This is a genomic window from Variovorax sp. OK212 (genome assembly GCF_900112425.1).
Taxonomy (GTDB): Bacteria; Pseudomonadota; Gammaproteobacteria; order Burkholderiales; family Burkholderiaceae_C; genus Variovorax.
Map to the genome: position 1 here is coordinate 119712 of NZ_FOLP01000005.1, position 16478 is coordinate 136189.

The window sequence follows — 16478 nt, forward strand, 5'->3', positions numbered from 1 at the left end:
CACTCTACGCGCGGTCGCCTCAAGGCGCAAAATGCATTTTTTCGTCCACCCGCGGAGAACCCCCCGATGAACGCCCCCCTGCACCGCGAAATGCCCGCCGGCACGCTCGACGCCGCGCGCGCCCTGTCTGACGTCACCGCCCGATGGGACGGCGACATCGTCAAGCAACTCACCGACTACATCGCCATTCCCGCCAAGTCGCCCGGCTTCGACAAGGACTGGTCGGCCAACGGCTACCTGGAGACCGTGCTGCGCAACGCCGCGGCCTGGGTCGAGGCGCAGAAGGTCGAAGGCCTGAAGCTGGAAATCGTGCGCCTCGAAGGCCGCACGCCGGTGCTGTTCTTCGAAGTGCCGGCCACCGGCACCGACATGGGCGAGACCGTGCTGATGTACGGCCACCTCGACAAGCAGCCCGAGTTCACCGGCTGGCGCAACGACCTCGGCCCCTGGACGCCCAAGTACGAGAACGGCCTGCTCTACGGCCGCGGCGGCGCCGACGACGGCTATGCGGTGTACGCCAGCATCGCCGCGCTGCAGGCGCTCAAGGCCCAGGGCGCGGCGCACCCGCGCATCGTCGGCCTGATCGAGACCTGCGAGGAAAGTGGCTCCTACGACCTGCTGCCCTACGTCGACGCATTGCGTCCGCGCCTGGGCAACGTCGAGCTGGTGATCTGCCTGGATTCCGGCGCCGGCAACTACGACCAGCTGTGGCTCACCACCTCGCTGCGCGGCATGGCCAGCGGCACGCTCAAGGTGGAAGTGCTGACCGAAGGCATCCACTCGGGCGACGCCTCGGGCCTGGTGCCCTCGAGCTTCCGGATCATGCGGCAGGTGCTCGACCGCCTCGAAGACAGCGCCACCGGGCGCCTGCTGCCCGCGAGCTTCCACTGCGAAGTGCCGGCCGACCGGCTGGCGCAGGCCAAGGCCACCGCCGCGATCCTCGGCGAAGAGGTCTACAAGCGCTTCCCGTGGGCGCACTACGACTGCGGCGGCTCGACCATGTTCGCGCTGCCCACCACCACCGACCCGGTGGAAGCGCTGCTCAACCGCACCTGGAAGCCCACGCTGTCGGTGACCGGCGCCGAAGGCTTCCCGGCGCTGAAGGACGCGGGCAACGTGCTGCGCCCCTACACCGCGTTCAAGCTGTCGCTGCGCCTGCCCCCGCTGGTCGATGCGGCCGAGACGGTGCAGAAGCTCAAGGCCCTGCTCGAAGACAACGCGCCCTACCAGGCCCGCGTGACCTTCGAGAGCAGCGGCGGCGCCACCGGCTGGAACGCGCCGACCATCACGCCGTGGTTCGAGAACGCGCTCAACAAGGCTTCGCAGGCGCACTTCGGCGCGTCGTGCGGCTACATCGGCCAGGGCGGCACCATTCCGCTCATGAACATGCTCAGCGCCGGCTTCCCCAAGGCCCAGATGATGGTCTGCGGCGTGCTCGGCCCGAAGAGCAACGCGCACGGCCCGAACGAGTTCCTGCATGTGCCCTACGCCAAGAAGCTGACGGCGGCCGTGGCCGAGGTGATCGCCGCCCTGCCGGTGGCGCACCGCGCCGCTGCGTCGGAGCCTGTCGCGGCTTGAGCGAGCCCCAGCCTCTGCCCTTGCCGCAGCGCGTGTCGCTGTCCACCCCGGACGGCGAGACGCTGGCGCTGCGCCGCCTGCCGGCGCCCGGCGCGGCAAGGGCCGCCATCGTGGTGGTGCACGGGCTCGGCGAGCACGCGGGCCGCTACCACGCGGTGGCCGAATGCCTGCACGAGTGGGGCTTTGCCGTGTGGGCGCACGACCACCACGGCCACGGCGAATCGAGCGGCGCGCGCGGCGGCCTGCCGAGCGAACTGCGGCTGGTGGACGACCTCGCGCTGGTCGTCGACGATGCGCGCCGCCTGAACCCGGGCCTGCCGCTGGTGTTGCTCGGCCACAGCCTCGGCGGGCTGGTCGCGGCGAGCCTGGTGGCGCGCGGCGTGCGGCCGGTCGACGGGCTGGTGCTGTCGTCGCCGGGACTCGACCCGGGCCTGAGCGGTTTGCAGAAGGCGCTGCTCGCGGTGCTGCCGCGCATCGCGCCCAACCTGCGCGTGGGCAACGGGCTGGACGACAACTACCTTTCGCACGATCCGGCCGTGGTGCAGGCCTACCGCGACGATCCGCTCACGCACGACCGCATCGGCAGCCGCCTCGCGCGCTTCCTGGCGAGCGAGGGCGCCACGGTGCTGCAGCGCGCCGCAGCCTGGCCCGTGCCGACCCTGCTGCTTTACGCGGGTGACGACCGCCTCGTGGTGCCGGCCGCCAGCCGTGCTTTTGCCGAGGCCGCCGCGCCCGGCGGCAGGGTCGAAGCGCACCGCTTCGACACCCTGTACCACGAGATCTTCAACGAGCTCGACGCCGAGCCGGTCTTCGCCGCCCTGCGGGGCTGGCTCGACCGGCGATTCCCGGCGGCCTCCCCGATCTAGATGGCGCGCTTGCGCGCCAGCCACAGCAGCGCCGCGCCCGTCAGCACCACCGGCACCAGCGAGCCGAAGTTCAGCAGCCGCCAGCCCTGCGTGGTCACCAGCACGCCCGACGCGAACGAGGTCACGGCCAGCGTCGCGAACACGCAGAAGTTGAGCGCGCCCTGCGCGCGGTCGCGTTCCTCGGCGGTGTACGCCGTGAGCGACAGCGTGGTGCTGCCGGTGAACAGGAAATTCCAGCCCACGCCCAGCAGGCACAGCGCCACGATGAAGTGGTGCAACTCCACGCCCGACAGCGCCACGGCGATGCACCCGAGGTTGAGCACCAGCCCCACGCCCATCACCGGCAGCGCGCCGAAGCGGCGGATCAGGTGGCCGGTGAAGAAGCCCGGCGCGAACATGCCGATCACGTGCCATTCGAGCACCAGCGCGGCGTCGGAGAACGGCAGGCTGCAGATTTGCATGGCGATCGGCGTGGCGGCCATCAGCAGGTTCATCACGCCGTAGCTGAGCGCGCCCGCGGCGGCCGCCACGATGAACACCGGCTGGCGCATGATCTCGCCCAGCGGCCGTCCGCCCGCGGCTTCCTTGCGCGTGGCGGCAGCCGGGAATTCGATGAAGCGCATCACGGCCATCGACAGCAGCGCCACCGCGGCCAGCGCCACGTAGGCGCCCGCGAACGGCACGGCAAAGGCTTGCCGCGTGGCCGCCGCGAGGTTGGGCCCGGCCACCGCGCCGATCAGCCCGCCGGCCATCACCACCGACACCGCCTTTTCGCGCCACGCCGGCGCCGCCAGCTCGGCCGCGGCGAAGCGGTAGAGCCCGGCGTTGGCGTTGTAGTAGCCCGCGACCACCGTGGCGAAGCACAGCAGCCAGAAGTTCCTGGTGACCGCCGCGTAGCAGCACAGCAGCGCCGAGGCCAGCGCCACCGCCAGCCCGATCTGGAACGAGCCGCGCCGCCCGAAGCGTTGCTGCGTGCGCGCCACCAGGCCGGTGGTGAGCGCGCCGCCCACCACGTAGCCCATCACCGGCAGCGTGGCCATCCAGCCGTGCGGCGCAATGCCCAGCCCCACCAGCCCGTTGATGGCGATGAAGGTGACGTTGTTCGTGAGGAACAGGCCCTGGCAGATGGCGAGCAGCCAGAGGTTGCGGTTCATGCGGCGTCCCGGATCACGCGCTGCAGGTCGCGCTCGATCTCGCTGAAGGCGATGGGCGCGATGTCGCCCAGCGTGCCGCCGGCCTTGTCGGTGCCGTCCAGCGCCACCGCGCGCACGGTCTGCAGCGTCTTGCCGTCGGGGATGTCCTGCACGAACCAGCCTTCCTCCAGCTGCACGCACAGGCGCCGCCCGCCGGGCAGCGCCTTGTTGAAGCTGTCGACCATGCCGCCCTCGCCCACCTCGCGCAGCCAGCCGCGCGCCTCCAGGCCCATGAGCCCGGCGTTCGACACCTGGCGGCCGGCCCACTGCGGCAGGTCGCGGCGCGTGCGCAGCGCCTCGTCGAGCGCGAAGGTCTGGCGCGTCAGCTGCTCGAAGGGCTGCATGATTTCGTAGTCGGCCAGCACCGCGCCCCAGGCGGCGGCCAGCGACGGGTCGAGCGCCGCGAGTTCCAGCGGGTGCGGCAGGCCGATGCGCGCGGTGCCGGGCAGCTTCACCGGGTCGTCGTGCAGGTCGGTCAGCTCGCCTTCTGCGCTGAGGCGGAAGCTGGCTTCGAGCCGGTTGGACGCATCGAACAAGCCCCACACCAGCGGCCGGCTGAACACCCGCAGCACCGGATGGTTGGCGAAGAAGGGCACGAACTCGCCGGCGCCCCAGCGGCGTTGCGCGCACATGGCCGCTTCGAGCCGCTTGAGCTGCGTGGTGGTGACGGTCTTGGCCAGCTTGCGCAGGTCCCGCAGTTGGGCGGTTGCGGTGGCGGCCTTGCCGGGCTCGTCGTTGGCGCCGGGCTTGGGCAGCGTCTTCAGGGGCTTGCCCCTGGCGTCGTGCACCACGGGCTGGAAGTGGTCGTCCATGCGCACCTCGAAGCTGCGCGGGCCGAAGTCGAGCGTGAGCCGCGCGCGCGCGTCCAGGCCCAGGTCGGGCACGGTGCGGTCGGCCAACTGGTCGAGGCTCAGGCCGCGCTGCTCGGCCACCTCGCCGAGCATGCGGTCGGCGCGGGTGCGCAGGTCGTCGTAGCGGGTCTGGCGCGCGAGTTCGGCCAGGTGCATCAGGGCGGCGTCGCTGCCGATGTCGCCGAGCATCGCCATCGCGTCGTAGGCGCGCACGCGGTCGAGCGCGGCGCGCCACTGGCGCAGCAGGCCGTAGAGCTGGCGCGCGGTTTCGTCGTCGCCCAGGCGGCCCTGCAGCGTGAACATCCAGCGTTCCTTGCTCGGACGGCCGTTGCCGATCCACCAAGCCAGCAGGGCCCGGCCGAAGCGGGCGAGCGAATCGGGCGCGAGCGTCTCCAGCAACGCGGGCAGGCCCGGGTAGGGCGCGTCGGCGCGGCCGAGCATCATCGCCATCAGCACGTCGGGCACGCAGGCTTGCGGCAGCGCGTGGCCCTTGCCTTCGCCGTTGTTCAGCACCAGCCGAGGCAGCGCCGCGAGCGGCAACGCCTTGGGCAGCACGGGCAGCACGTCGGGCAGCAGGTCTTCGGGGGCGATGGCCAGCAGCTGCGCCACGGCCTGCGCGGCTTCCGTGCCGTAGGCCAGGGCCTGGCTGCGCACGGCGTCGGCATGGCCTTCTTCATGCAGCCAGCGCAGCGCGGCCTGGGCGGCTTCGTGCGCGGCACCGGGTTCGCCCAGGGCGGTTGGAATGAGTCCGCGCGCGGCGGCGTCCGGGTAGCGGGCCAGCCAGTCGCCGGCCTCGCCGCGCACCCAGCGGTTGGTGTGGAAGCCCTTGGCGATCCAGTCGGCGAGCTGGTCCCACTCGACGACCGAGGTCAGCTCGAACATCGCGCGCGACCCCTGCCGGAGGTAGCGCGGCAACGCCGGCAGCAGGGCCACGCCGAAGTGCCGCAGCATCGGGCGGATGCGCGTGGCGTCGCCCACGTAGAGCGGCATGGCCGGGCCGTGCGTGAGCACGCCGACGGCCAGCGCCACGGGCAGTTGCCAGAGGTATTCGGAGACGGTCCAGGCTTCGGCGGGTGGTTTGCCGAAGTCGCCGGGCGTGATGGCGCGCCCGGCCGCCACCGCCTCGATGCATTCGGCGTGCATGCCGAGCATCCACAAGGCCTTGCGCACGGTGTCGCCGTGTTGCACCGCCGCCGGTGCCGCGGGCTGCTTGCGCGCGAATTCGCGTATCCAGTCGTCGGAGCGCTCCCGCGCGACGCGCACCTCCTGCGCCAGCCAGTCGGCCGACTCGGCCGCGCCCTGCGTGGCCTGCACGTACTGCGGCGGCGGCAGGTCGTTCCAGTGCAGCACCGCGGTCTGCTGCAGCGGCTGCAGGGCCAGCGTGGGCACCACCGGCAGCGCCTGCCGGTTCTTCCACGGCGGGTGCCGCAGCAGCGCGGGCCAGGCCTCGGGCGCCGCGTCGGTCACGCCGTCGGAGCCGTCTTCCTGCAGCCGCGCGAGGGTCTTGCGCTGGGCGTCGTCGCAGGCGGCTTCGAGCGGCGCCTGCCATTCGGGGTTGGCGGCCAGCAGCTCGAGCACGAGCGCGGCGCCGGCCTGGTGGCGCGCGGGGTTGGCCGAGAGCAACTCGCGCAGCACGAACATCGGCCAGCGCGCGGCCTGCTTGGCCAGCGCGTTCTTGCAATCGATCTGCTTGACCTGCGTCACGAAGAAGCGCACCACGGCCTCGTCGTGGATGGCCAGCAGGTCGGTCACGGCCTCCTTGTGCGGGGACGGCTCGAAGAACAGCTCGGCCGCCGCGGCGCCGTGCATCTCGAGCATGCGCAGCCGCGCCGCGCGTGGCGGGTAGAAGCTGGCGCGGTGGCGGCGATAGAAGTCCAGGCTGTCGGCCAGGTTGCGCTCGGCGGACAGCAGGCCGCCGCAATGGCCGCAGGCCCGGTCGTTGAACCGCGCGAGCGCCTCGCGCATGCCCTTGGACCAGCGGACGGTGCCGTCGGGCTGCGCCGCCAGACCTTCCTCCGCCTTCGATTTGCGACCCACCGCCATGCCACGCTCTCCCTCGAATTGATGCGAGCGGCATTGTCGGCCAATGCGTCGGGCGGCGCGGCGGACCGGGCGCGGTGCAAAACGACGGGCAAAAAAAAGCGCCCTCGCGGGCGCCCGAATTCTCGAAAGAGGCTGCAGCCGTTCAGGGCTGCTTGCCTTGGAGCAAGCTGCTGAGCGAGCCCAGCAGGTCGTCGTGGTTGCCGACGCCCTGCTCGGGCACCTGGCCGTGCGGCGTGAGGTGATCGATCAGCGCCGGCAGCATGGTGGCGAGCATCGGCAGCAGCGTCTGCGCGTTGATGCCGAGCTTGGCGGCGATCGCGGCGATGGTGTCGCCGCCCAGCGCGTTCTGCAACTGGTCGCCCGAGACCGGCTGGTTTTCTCCCTTGCCGATCCACGAGCCGATGACATCGCCCATGCCTGCTTGCTCGAACTTGGTGACCAGCCCTCCCAGGCCGCCTTGTCCACCGTTGTTCGCCAGCAGGCCGCCCAGTGCGCCGGCCAGGCCGCCGAGATCGCCCAGCCCCCCGAGCCCTCCGCCTTGCGGCTGCTGCTGTTGTGCAGCGCCTCCCAGCACTTGACCGAGTACCGAATCGAGCAATCCCATGGCCGTTTCCTTGGTGTGTGACAGAACCGACAGCATTGTTAAATGCCGCGGACCTTAAGGGGAAAGTTGCACAGCCACTTTCAGACTGGCAACGTGACAAATTACTTGGTACGCGCTGTGCGTTTGGGCAGGAGTGCGGGGCTGACCCCTTGCACCCCCACCAGACCGAGCACCGTCACCAGCGAATTCTGCGCGCCTTTCCAGCCGTCTGTCACGTCGATGGACTCGGCGAGCGAATGGGCTCCCGAGGCCTTGCCCCCGCCGCCGACGATGATGGCCGGGATGCCCAGCGAGATCGGCACGTTGGCGTCGGTGCTGCCGCCGCGCAGCAGCGTCCGGTGGCCGAAAGCCGCGTTGGCGCGCGTGGCGGCCTCCACGATCACCGAGTCGGCCGGCGTGCGCCCGCCGGGCCGGTCGCCGATGAGCTTGGTGCTGGCGCTCAGCGAGGTCACGCCCCAGCGCTTGTTTTCCTCGACCACGGCTTCGTCGATGGCGGCCAGGATCTTCTTCTCGGCCTCGAGCAGCGAAGCCATGTCGTCCGAGCGGATGTCGATGGCCATGCGCGCGTCGGGCGCGATGGTGTTCACCGAGGTGCCGCCGCCGACCGTGCCCACGGTGAAGGTGGTCTTGGGGAAGCTCGGCGTGCGCACGTCGGCGATCTTCGCAATGGCGCGGCCCATGCCGTGGATCGCGCTGGGCACCAGGCCGAAGGCGCCGAAGCTGTGGCCGCCCGGGCCCTGGAACGTGACCTCATAGCGGTGGCTCGCGGTGCCGAGCACCAGCACCGAGCCAGCCGGCGAAGGCTCCAGGCCGACCATGCCGTCGATGTCGAGGTGCTCGTTGAAGATGGCCTTCATGCCGCGCAGGTTGCCGAGCTCTTCCTCGCCGACGTTGCCCACGAACAGCAGGTCGCCCACGGTCTGCACCTTGTTGTCGTTGAGCACCTTGAGCCACGACAGCAGCACGGAAAGCCCGCGCGTGTCGTCGGCGATGCCCGGCGCGTAGAGCCTGCCGTCGCGCTCCTTGACCTTCACGTCGGTGCCGGCGGGGAACACCGTGTCCAGATGCGCCGAAACCACCAGCAGGGGGCCGCCGCCGGTGCCCTTGCGCAGGCCGACCACGTTGCCCTCGGCGTCGATCTTGGCGTGGCTCAGGCCCAGCGCCTTCATGCGGGCGAGGAAGGCCTCGGCGCGCCTGTGCTCCTTGAAGGGCGGCGCCTCGATCTCCGTGAGCGTCTTCAGGTCTTCGACCGAACGCTCATGGTCGGCCTTGACCGCGTCCAGCAGCTTCTGGATGGCGGGCGAAGCCATCAGCTGCGCGTAGGCCCTGTCGACCTCGGGGCTGACCTGGGTGGGCGTGGGCGCGACGGGCGGGCTTTGCGCCAGCGCGCCCTGGGCGGTGCACAGCGCGGCAAGAACGAGGGCGACGGAGGTCGTGTGGGCAAGGCGCCGAGCGCCTGGCAAGCGGGGCATGGGGCAAAAGTCCTTCTTTTGTCTTAAAGAAGTAACGATTGTTTCTCATGCTGTACGCGCGCGCGTCGCGGAAAACACCGCCTTTTCGGTCCCAGTTCGGCCATTGGCCGAGCGATTTGACCCGATTTGGCCGATCCGGCCGAAATCAGAGGCCGGCGAGCGACACCAGCGCAGCCAGTGCCGCGGTTTCGGCGCGCAGCACGCGCGCGCCGAGGGTGACCGGCGCGAAGCCGCGGGCGATGGCCTGCTGCTCCTCGGTGCCGCTCAAGCCGCCTTCGGGGCCGCTCAGCACCAGGGCGCCCGCGTTGTCCGCCGCCTGCACGCTGGCGATGCCGCGCGTGCCCTCAGCCAGGCTCAGGATGAGGCGCACCGCGCCGGCCTCGGCCTGCGCCTCGACCCAACCGGCGAACGGCTCCACCGGGTGGATCACCGGCACGCGGTTGCGCCCGCACTGCTCGCAGGCCGCGACGGCAATGGCTTCCCAGTGCGCGCGTTTCTTCTCGGCGCGTTCGCCCGACAGGCGCAGCACGCCGTGCGCGGTGGCCAGCGGCTGGATGCTCGCGACGCCGAGCTCGGTGGCCTTCTCGACCAGCCAGTCCATGCGCTCGTTGGCCGGCATGCCGACCGCGAGGTGCACGGCGCGGGGTGCCTCGCGCTCCACAGGCAGGTGCGCGCCGACGGTCACGGCGACGTCGCTGCGGCCCATGCGCTCGACCGTGGCCGCGTACTCGCCGCCCGCTCCGTCGAACAGCGTGAGCGCGTCGCCGGGCTGCATGCGCAGCACCTGGACGTGGCGCGCGGCGCCGGGCGGCAACGCCAGGCTGGCGCCGGCGGTCAGCGGCACGGAGCAGTGAAAACGGGGCATGCTATCAATTCAGTAGCGACGTGCGCACGTGTGACGTGCGCATGAGCGGTTTTTCAGAGGTGTTTTTGGTTCAGACCCGGCCGTAGGCAAAGCCCGTGAGCGCCGACGTGCCTTCGATCTCGTCGATCACGCGCACCAGCGGCGTCAGTTCCATGTACCGGCCGGCGGTGGCGCGGATGTAGGCGATGAAGCGCGGCGTGTCGGCCAGGTACTTGGGCTTGCCGTCGCGCAGCGTCAGCCGCGCGAAGATGCCGGCCACCTTCAGGTGCCGCTGCAGGCCCATCCACTCGACCGCGCGGTAGAACGCGCCGAAATCCTCGTCGACCGGCAGGCCGGCCTTGCGCGCCGCGGTCCAGTAGCGGATGGTGATGTCGAGCACGAACTCCTCGTCCCAGCTCAGGAAGGCGTCGCGCATCAGGCTGGCGATGTCGTAGCTGATGGGACCGTAGACGGCGTCCTGGAAGTCGAGCACGCCGAGTCCACCGAGCCCGCCGAGCCCGCCGTGCCCGCCGTGCCCGTCGAGAGTTTGGCCGTTGCCGACCATCAGGTTGCGCGGCATGAAGTCGCGGTGCACGTAGACGCTGGGCGACGCCAGGTTGCTGTCGACGATCAGCTTGAAGCTGCGGTCCAGCCGCTCCTTCAGCTTGCCTTCGACGGCGACGCCGCGGTGGCGGCCGATGTACCACTCGGGGAACAGCGACAGCTCGCGCTCGAGCAGCGCGCGGTCGTAGGGCGGCAGCACGCCGGGCCTGGACGCCAGCTGCCACTTGATCAGCGCGCCGATGGCCTGGTCGTAGAGCGGGCGGCTCGCGTCGGGCCGCGCCGGGTCGATCACGTCCAGCATGGTCTGGCGGCCGAGGTCGTCGAGCAGCAGGAAGCCGTTGGCGCGGTCCCAGTCGAGCACCGTGGGGGCCAGCACGCCGGCGCCGGTCATCAGCTGGGCCACCTGCACGAAGGGGTCGCTGTTTTCCTTGTCGGGCGGCGCATCCATCACGATGCGCGTGGGGGCCGCGGGGTCGGTGGTGTCGACGCGGAAATAGCGGCGGAAGCTCGCATCGGCCGAGGCGAGGCGCACGGTGTCGGGCAGCAGGCCCTGGACAGGCGCGAGGCCGGCCAGCCAGGCCCGGAACGCGTCGGCGCGTTGCGGATCGGTCCAGAGAATGGTCTCGGCGGGGCTCGGGGCCAAAGAGGCGGGGGGCAGGGGTGCTGTCATGGATAATCGATTCTACAAATCCGCCTGGCGCGGCATCCCCTCGCGGCCGGCTTCCGGCCGGGCCGGGTTGCTGCCGGCCCCTGCAACCCGCCGGCCTGCCGCGCCGTCCCCCCCGACGATCCTTCGTTCCGAACCGATGCCTACGACCCAACGCCCTCACGCTTGGCACCTTGTGCGCTCGCTGCAGCTTTCCCGCGGGGAGTCGCCGGCTTCCCTCGGAACGCCCGGGCGGGACGCCTGATGAGCCGACGCGTCCGACGTGCCGCCCCGCGGCGCTCCAGCCCGCCGCTGCCGCTCGCCCTGCTGTCTCTGGCCCTGATGCATGTGCATGGCGTGTCCGCCCAGCCGGCCGGCAACCTCGAAGGCCCGCTCACGCTGAAGCGCACGCCGCTGCTGACCGAAACGCTGACGCCCGCCGAGCGCGGCCAGATGCCCAGCCTGGTCACCGGTGACCGCATCTCCGGGCGGCCCGACCTCGAGACCGTGGTCGAAGGCAACGCCACGTTGCGGCGCGGCCCGGTGTCCATCACCGCCGACCGCCTCGAGTACTACCAGCCCGACGACCGGGCCAAGGCCACGGGCAACGTGCGGGTCAACCAGGGCGGCAACATCTACGAAGGCCCCGAGCTGCAGCTCAAGCTCGAGACCTTCGAGGGCTTCTTCAACAACGTGCGCTACCAGTTCCTCGTGAACGAAGCGCACGGCGAGGCCAAGCGCATCGACTTCGTCGACGCCAACGTGTCGGTGGCGCGCGAAGCCACCTACACCACCTGCCGCCGCGAAGACTTTCCTGGCTGGATGCCGGCCTGGATGCTCACCGCCGCCACGCTGACCACCGACACCGAAGAAGACGAAGGCGTCGCGAAGAATGCGCGCCTGAGCTTCATGGGCATCACCACGCCGCCGTTCCCCAGCGTGAGCTTCCCGCTGTCGAACGAGCGCAAGAGCGGCCTGCTGCCGCCCACCATCGGCATCGACAACGTCAACGGCATCGAGATCGCGCAGCCGTACTACTGGAACATCGCGCCCAACCGCGACGCCACGATCACGCCCACGGTCATGAGCAAGCGCGGCGTCAACTTCAGCAACGAGTTCCGTTACCTCGAGAAGGAATACAACGGAACCGTCCGCTTCGACCTGATGGGCGGCGACCGGCTCGTGGGCCAGCGCTACAACGAACTGCGCACGAGCCAGCTGCAGCAGCTGGCGAATGGCGAGATCCAGGCCAAGGATCTGACCAGTGCGCCTGGAAGCAGCAAGCGCTGGGGCCTCTGGCTCACCCACCACCAGGATTTCGACGCCAAGGCGCTGGGCCTGGATTCGCTGGCGGCCAACATCACCATCAACCGGGTGAGCGACAACGACTACTGGCGTGACTTCACGCGCACGCCGTCGCTCACGCAGCGCCAGTTGGGCAATGACGCGTCGCTCAGCTGGGTCAAGGGTGACTGGAGCGGCAGCATCCGTGCGCTGAAGTACCAGAACCTGCAATACAACCTGTCGCCGATCGTTCCCGCGTACGACCGGATGCCGCAGATCACGGCCAACTACAGCAAGTACGACTGGCACGGTTTCGACGTGTCGCTGAACCTGGACTACACGCGTTTCCGGGTCAACACGATCCTGAGCGGCCAGCCAGGTTTCGACATCAATCAACAGTCGCAGCCCGACGGCGATCGCGCATCGGCGGTTGCCTCGATCAGCCGCCCGTTCATCACGCCAAGCACGTTCGTCATTCCCAAGCTGATGCTGAACGCGGCCTCGTACAACTACTACGTGCCGCAGGCGGACATTCCGAAGCTGACGATCAACGGCGTGCAGTACGTCGGCGGCATTCCCTACAACCCGAATTCGCTGTATTTCTTCCCGACCTCCAGCAACCGGACGGTGCCGACCTTCAGCCTGGACAGCGGCCTGATCTTCGAGCGCGACGCCAGTTACTTCGGCCGCGCCTTCCGCCAGACGCTGGAGCCGCGCGCGTACTACGTCTACACGCCGTACCGCAACCAGAGCATGCTGCCGAACTACGATTCGGCGGCCAACGACTTCAGCTTTGCGACCATCTACACCGAGAACGCGTTCTCGGGCGGCGACCGCGTGTCGGACACCAACGCACTCACGCTCGGCGTGACCTCGCGCCTGATCGATCCGGCCACCGGCGTCGAGGCGGCGCGCTTCGGCATCGCGCAGCGTCTGCGCTTCAGCGACCAGAAGGTCACGCTGCCCGGCGGCACGCCTGTCACCGACCGCGCCAGCGACCTGCTGGTGGGCGCCCAGATCAACTGGACGCCCAAGTGGAGCCTGGACACGGTCGTGCAGTACAACCCCGACACCCGCCGCTCGGAGCGCTCGGCCATCAGCGCGCGCTACAACCCCGAGCCGTACCACAACCTGAGCGCGGCCTTCCGCTACCAGGCGCCCACGACCCCGACGGCGACCGACGGCAACAAGTCCATCGACGTGGGCTGGCAATGGCCCGTCAACGACCTGTGGGGCGACAAGGGCAAGAACCTCGGTCCCGGCAAGGGTCAGGGCGGCGGACGCTGGTATGCGGTCGGCCGCCTGAACTACAGTCTGCAGGACAAGAAGCTCACCGACGGCGTGCTGGGCTTCGAGTACGACGGCTGCTGCTGGATCGGCCGCGTGGTGCTGCAGCGCATCACCACGGGCCAGGTCACGGCGAACACCCGCATCATGTTCCAGCTCGAATTCGTCGGGTTCTCCAGCATCGGCTCGAGCCCGATGCAGGCCCTGCGGCAGAACATCCAGCGCTACGAACCCCTGCGCCAACCCGGCGAGGCGCCGAGCCGCTTCACCAATTACGACTGAGTCGATCGACAGAGCCCAGAGCCATGAAACACATCCGTTCCATCATCACCCTCGGTTGCCTTGCGGCAATGGCTGCAACGGCGGGTGCGCAGGGCTTCCGCTCTGGCAGCGGCATCACGGACATCATGCGCGCCGGTCCGCGCCTCGGCCCGCCGGCGGCGCGCCCCCCCGCGGCCGCGCCTGCCGCGGCGCCTGTGCAGCGCTCGGCCGAGTTCATCGTCGCCCTGGTCAACTCCGAGCCGATCACCAACACCGAGGTGCTGACCCGCGTGGCGCGCCTGGTGAAGGAAAACCCCGACGCCGAGCGCGTGCCCCGCAATGAACTCACGCGGCTCGTGCTCGATCGCCTGATCACCGAGCGTGCGCAGCTCCAGCTCGCCAAGGAAGGCGGCATCAAGGTCGACGACGTGGCGATCGACCAGGCCGAGCAGACCGTGGCGCGCCAGAACGAGATCAGCATGACCGAGCTGCGCCGCCGCGTGGCCGCCGAAGGCATCTCGCTGAAGGAATTCCGCAACGACCTGCGCGACCAGCTGCTGCTCACGCGCCTGCGTGACCGCGAAGTCGAGGCCAAGGTCAAGATCAGCGATGCCGAGGCCGACGAGTACCTGCGCGACCAGCGCAACCAGGCCGTCAAGAACGTCGCGCTGGAAAACCTCAACCTGGCGCAGATCCTGGTCGCCGTGCCCGAGAACGCCACCGACGCCCAGATCGCCACCGCGCAGCAGAAGGCGCAGGGCCTGGCCCAGCGCGCCCGTTCCGGCGAAGATTTCGCCAAGCTGGTGCAGGACAACTCCGATTCGCCCGACCGCGCCAACGGCGGCGCCATCGGCATGCGCAGCGCCGACCGCTACCCCTCGCTGTTCGTCGAGGCGACGCAATCGACGGCCGTCAACGGCATCGCGGGTCCGGTGCGCTCCAGCGCCGGCTTCCACGTGTTCAAGGTGCTGGCCAAGGCGCAGATCGGTTCGGGCGATGCCACCGTCACGCAGACGCAGGTGCGCCACATCCTGCTGCTGAACGATCCCAAGCGCACCACCGCGCAGGCGGTCGCGCAGCTGGCGGAATTCAAGCGCCGCGTGCAGGCCGGCACCGCCGATTTCGCCGGGCTGGCCCGTGACAACTCGCAGGATGCGAGCGCCAAGGCCGGCGGCGACCTCGGCTGGTCGCGCCCCGGCCAGTTCGTGCCCGAGTTCGAGGAGGCCATGGACCGGCTTACGCCGGGCCAGATCAGCGATCCGGTGGTGTCGCGCTTCGGCGTGCACCTGATCCAGGTGGTCGGCCGCCGCGATGCCAAGCTCAGCCAGGGCGAGCAGCGCGAAGCCGCGCGTGCCGCGCTGCGTGAACAGCGCATCGAGGAAGCCTTCAGCACCTGGGTGCAGGAAGTGCGTGCCCGCGCGTACGTCGAGTACCGCGAACCACCGCAGTCCTGATTCCCTGATGGCACATATCGCCCGGAAGCGGTTCGGACAGCATTTCCTGTCCGACGGCGGGATCATCGATGCGATCGTGCGGGAGATCGCCCCGCAGCCCGGCGACGCCATGGTCGAGATCGGCCCAGGGCTCGCGGCGCTCACGCAGCCGCTGGTCGAGCGGCTCGGCCGGCTCACCGTGATCGAGCTCGACCGCGACCTGGCCAAGCGCCTGCGCGACCATCCGCAGCTCGACGTCATCGAGTCCGACGTGCTCAAGGTCGACTTCGCCGAGGTGGCCGGACGCTTCCCCGGCAAGCCGCTGCGCGTGGTCGGCAACCTGCCCTACAACATCTCCACGCCCATCCTCTTTCACCTGCTGGACTGCGCCCATCTCGTGGCCGATCAGCATTTCATGCTGCAGAAAGAGGTGATCGACCGCATGGTGGCCAAGCCCGCCACGTCGGACTACAGCCGGCTGAGCGTGATGCTGCAGTGGCGCTACGACATGGAAAACGTGTTGTTCGTGCCGCCCGAGAGCTTCGATCCGCCGCCGCGCGTGGACAGCGCCGTGGTTCGCATGGTGCCGCTGGCCACGCCGCCGGCCGTCGATGCCGCGCGGCTGGGCGAAATTGTGCAGGTTGCCTTCAGCCAGCGGCGCAAGCTGCTGCGCCACACGCTGGGCAAGTGGCTGCAGGAGCACGGCTTCTCGGGTGATTTCGACACCCAGCGGCGGGCCGAGGAAGTGCCCGTCGACGAATATGTCGCGTTGGCACAATCCGTCGCCCCATGAAAAAAGCCCGTCACAGACGGGCTTTTTTCATGGGGGTTGCGAACTCGTTCGAAGAACCGCTCGCAACGGGCGTTGCCTGATGGTGCTCAGGCGGCGGCGAGCCAGTAACCCGCGTTGAAGGGGCTGCTCATGCGCAGTGCCAGCGGCGACACGTCGACCAGTTTGTCGGTCGGCATCTTTTCGCCTGCCGGCTCGGTGCTGGCGGTAGCTGCTGCTGCGTTGGTGTTGTTCACTTCGATGCCGTCGAGGGTTTCAGCTTTCGGCTGAGCCTCGTTCGCCCGTTCTGCTTGGCTGGTAGATGCAGAACGGGCTACAGAAAAGAATAGAAGCACCGGAACGGGACCTTGCGGTCGCCCCAGTAGTCCGAGGCGTCGCGGAAGATGTCGAGCAGTTGCTCGCGCGCTTCCTTGTCGAACTTGGCGTTGGCCGGAATCTGTTCCAGGACGATGACGAAACCAGGCTGCGGGCCCGATTTATGCAACGGGTCCGTCATGCAGTCGTACAGCGCGTCGAAATTCTTCCCGAAATGGGACGGGAACGTGAACTGCTGCGCAATCAGGTCGAGCACGTCCTGTTTGGTCTGGGCGTTGCCCAGGTTGGCGTACAGGAAGTGCTGGCCGGCTGCGTTGGCAGCGTCCTGCAGGTCGTTCACGCGGAACGCGCGGATCGATTGCACGATGTTCGGGCGTACGGCACGAAGGGATAAAGTCATCTCCGCTGGTCTTTCCATAGTCATCATCATTTCTTCGGGGCGCTTCG

13 protein-coding genes are annotated in these 16478 nt (G+C 69.5%); 5 read left to right on the top strand and 8 right to left on the bottom strand.

Going from position 1 to position 16478, the window contains the following annotated elements; all coding sequences use genetic code 11:
* Nucleotides 1-66: 66 nt before the first annotated feature.
* Together BM004_RS17110 and BM004_RS17115 are read left to right on the top strand one after the other, a co-directional pair.
* On the top strand, nucleotides 67-1578 hold the full coding sequence (locus tag BM004_RS17110) for a M20 family metallopeptidase (RefSeq protein ID WP_093128849.1): 1512 nt from the start codon (nucleotides 67-69) through the stop codon (nucleotides 1576-1578).
* On the top strand, nucleotides 1575-2444 hold the full coding sequence (locus tag BM004_RS17115; protein ID WP_093215183.1) for an alpha/beta hydrolase: 870 nt from the start codon (nucleotides 1575-1577) through the stop codon (nucleotides 2442-2444). Before BM004_RS17110 ends, BM004_RS17115 begins: the two co-directional genes overlap by 4 nt.
* Here the strand turns inward: BM004_RS17115 and BM004_RS17120 are convergent.
* The 6 genes from BM004_RS17120 to BM004_RS17145 form a co-directional block, all read right to left on the bottom strand.
* A complete protein-coding gene (locus tag BM004_RS17120) occupies nucleotides 2441-3598 on the bottom strand; it encodes an MFS transporter (RefSeq protein ID WP_093215185.1) in 1158 nt (385 codons plus the stop codon). The genes BM004_RS17115 and BM004_RS17120 overlap by 4 nt on opposite strands.
* Nucleotides 3595-6531: a DUF4132 domain-containing protein gene (locus BM004_RS17125; RefSeq protein ID WP_093215188.1), complete on the bottom strand. Its 2937-nt coding sequence runs from the start codon at nucleotides 6529-6531 to the stop codon at nucleotides 3595-3597. The genes BM004_RS17120 and BM004_RS17125 overlap by 4 nt, the downstream gene beginning before the upstream one ends.
* 142 nt (nucleotides 6532-6673) lie before the next feature.
* Nucleotides 6674-7135 (bottom strand): YidB family protein, encoded by a 462-nt coding sequence (locus BM004_RS17130; RefSeq protein ID WP_218152702.1) that lies wholly within the window; start codon nucleotides 7133-7135, stop codon nucleotides 6674-6676.
* A 101-nt stretch (nucleotides 7136-7236) separates the two neighbouring features.
* Entirely contained in the window at nucleotides 7237-8607 is a 1371-nt protein-coding gene (locus BM004_RS17135) for a M20/M25/M40 family metallo-hydrolase (protein WP_093215190.1), read from the bottom strand.
* Nucleotides 8608-8752: 145 nt separating this feature from the next.
* Entirely contained in the window at nucleotides 8753-9472 is a 720-nt protein-coding gene (locus BM004_RS17140; RefSeq protein WP_093215192.1) for a 16S rRNA (uracil(1498)-N(3))-methyltransferase, read from the bottom strand.
* 70 nt (nucleotides 9473-9542) lie between these two features.
* Nucleotides 9543-10685, bottom strand: a complete 1143-nt coding sequence (locus BM004_RS17145; protein ID WP_093215195.1) for an aminoglycoside phosphotransferase family protein — start codon at nucleotides 10683-10685, stop codon at nucleotides 9543-9545.
* A 240-nt stretch (nucleotides 10686-10925) separates the two neighbouring features.
* Between BM004_RS17145 and BM004_RS17150 the strand changes: the two genes are divergently transcribed.
* The 3 genes from BM004_RS17150 to rsmA are packed head-to-tail and all read left to right on the top strand — an operon-like array spanning nucleotide 10926 to nucleotide 15719.
* Nucleotides 10926-13514 carry an LPS-assembly protein LptD gene (locus BM004_RS17150; RefSeq protein WP_093128857.1) on the top strand — a complete coding sequence of 863 codons (2589 nt, stop codon included), beginning with the start codon at nucleotides 10926-10928 and terminating at the stop codon, nucleotides 13512-13514.
* A gap of 23 nt (nucleotides 13515-13537) precedes the next feature.
* Nucleotides 13538-14947: a peptidylprolyl isomerase gene (locus BM004_RS17155; RefSeq protein ID WP_093215198.1), complete on the top strand. Its 1410-nt coding sequence runs from the start codon at nucleotides 13538-13540 to the stop codon at nucleotides 14945-14947.
* Between the two features lie 7 nt (nucleotides 14948-14954).
* A complete protein-coding gene (rsmA, locus tag BM004_RS17160) occupies nucleotides 14955-15719 on the top strand; it encodes a 16S rRNA (adenine(1518)-N(6)/adenine(1519)-N(6))-dimethyltransferase RsmA (protein WP_093215200.1) in 765 nt (254 codons plus the stop codon).
* A gap of 86 nt (nucleotides 15720-15805) precedes the next feature.
* On the opposite strand, the gene BM004_RS41995 is transcribed toward rsmA, so the two are convergent.
* Entirely contained in the window at nucleotides 15806-15952 is a 147-nt protein-coding gene (locus tag BM004_RS41995) for a hypothetical protein (protein ID WP_177206518.1), read from the bottom strand.
* Between the two features lie 77 nt (nucleotides 15953-16029).
* Entirely contained in the window at nucleotides 16030-16455 is a 426-nt protein-coding gene (locus tag BM004_RS17165) for a barstar family protein (RefSeq protein ID WP_093129139.1), read from the bottom strand.
* Between the last annotated feature and the right edge of the window lie 23 nt (nucleotides 16456-16478).

Excerpts from the sequence above, each read along its gene's own strand:
- BM004_RS17110 (WP_093128849.1), top strand. The coding sequence starts at position 67 with ATGAACGCCCCCCTGCACCGCGAAATGCCCGCCGGCACGCTCGACGCC.
- BM004_RS17120 (WP_093215185.1), bottom strand. The coding sequence starts at position 3,598 with ATGAACCGCAACCTCTGGCTGCTCGCCATCTGCCAGGGCCTGTTCCTC.
- BM004_RS17125 (WP_093215188.1), bottom strand. The coding sequence starts at position 6,531 with ATGGCGGTGGGTCGCAAATCGAAGGCGGAGGAAGGTCTGGCGGCGCAG.
- BM004_RS17130 (WP_218152702.1), bottom strand. The coding sequence starts at position 7,135 with ATGGGATTGCTCGATTCGGTACTCGGTCAAGTGCTGGGAGGCGCTGCA.
- BM004_RS17135 (WP_093215190.1), bottom strand. The coding sequence starts at position 8,607 with ATGCCCCGCTTGCCAGGCGCTCGGCGCCTTGCCCACACGACCTCCGTC.
- BM004_RS17140 (WP_093215192.1), bottom strand. The coding sequence starts at position 9,472 with ATGCCCCGTTTTCACTGCTCCGTGCCGCTGACCGCCGGCGCCAGCCTG.
- BM004_RS17145 (WP_093215195.1), bottom strand. The coding sequence starts at position 10,685 with ATGACAGCACCCCTGCCCCCCGCCTCTTTGGCCCCGAGCCCCGCCGAG.
- BM004_RS17150 (WP_093128857.1), top strand. The coding sequence starts at position 10,926 with ATGAGCCGACGCGTCCGACGTGCCGCCCCGCGGCGCTCCAGCCCGCCG.
- BM004_RS17155 (WP_093215198.1), top strand. The coding sequence starts at position 13,538 with ATGAAACACATCCGTTCCATCATCACCCTCGGTTGCCTTGCGGCAATG.
- rsmA (WP_093215200.1), top strand. The coding sequence starts at position 14,955 with ATGGCACATATCGCCCGGAAGCGGTTCGGACAGCATTTCCTGTCCGAC.
- BM004_RS17165 (WP_093129139.1), bottom strand. The coding sequence starts at position 16,455 with ATGACTATGGAAAGACCAGCGGAGATGACTTTATCCCTTCGTGCCGTA.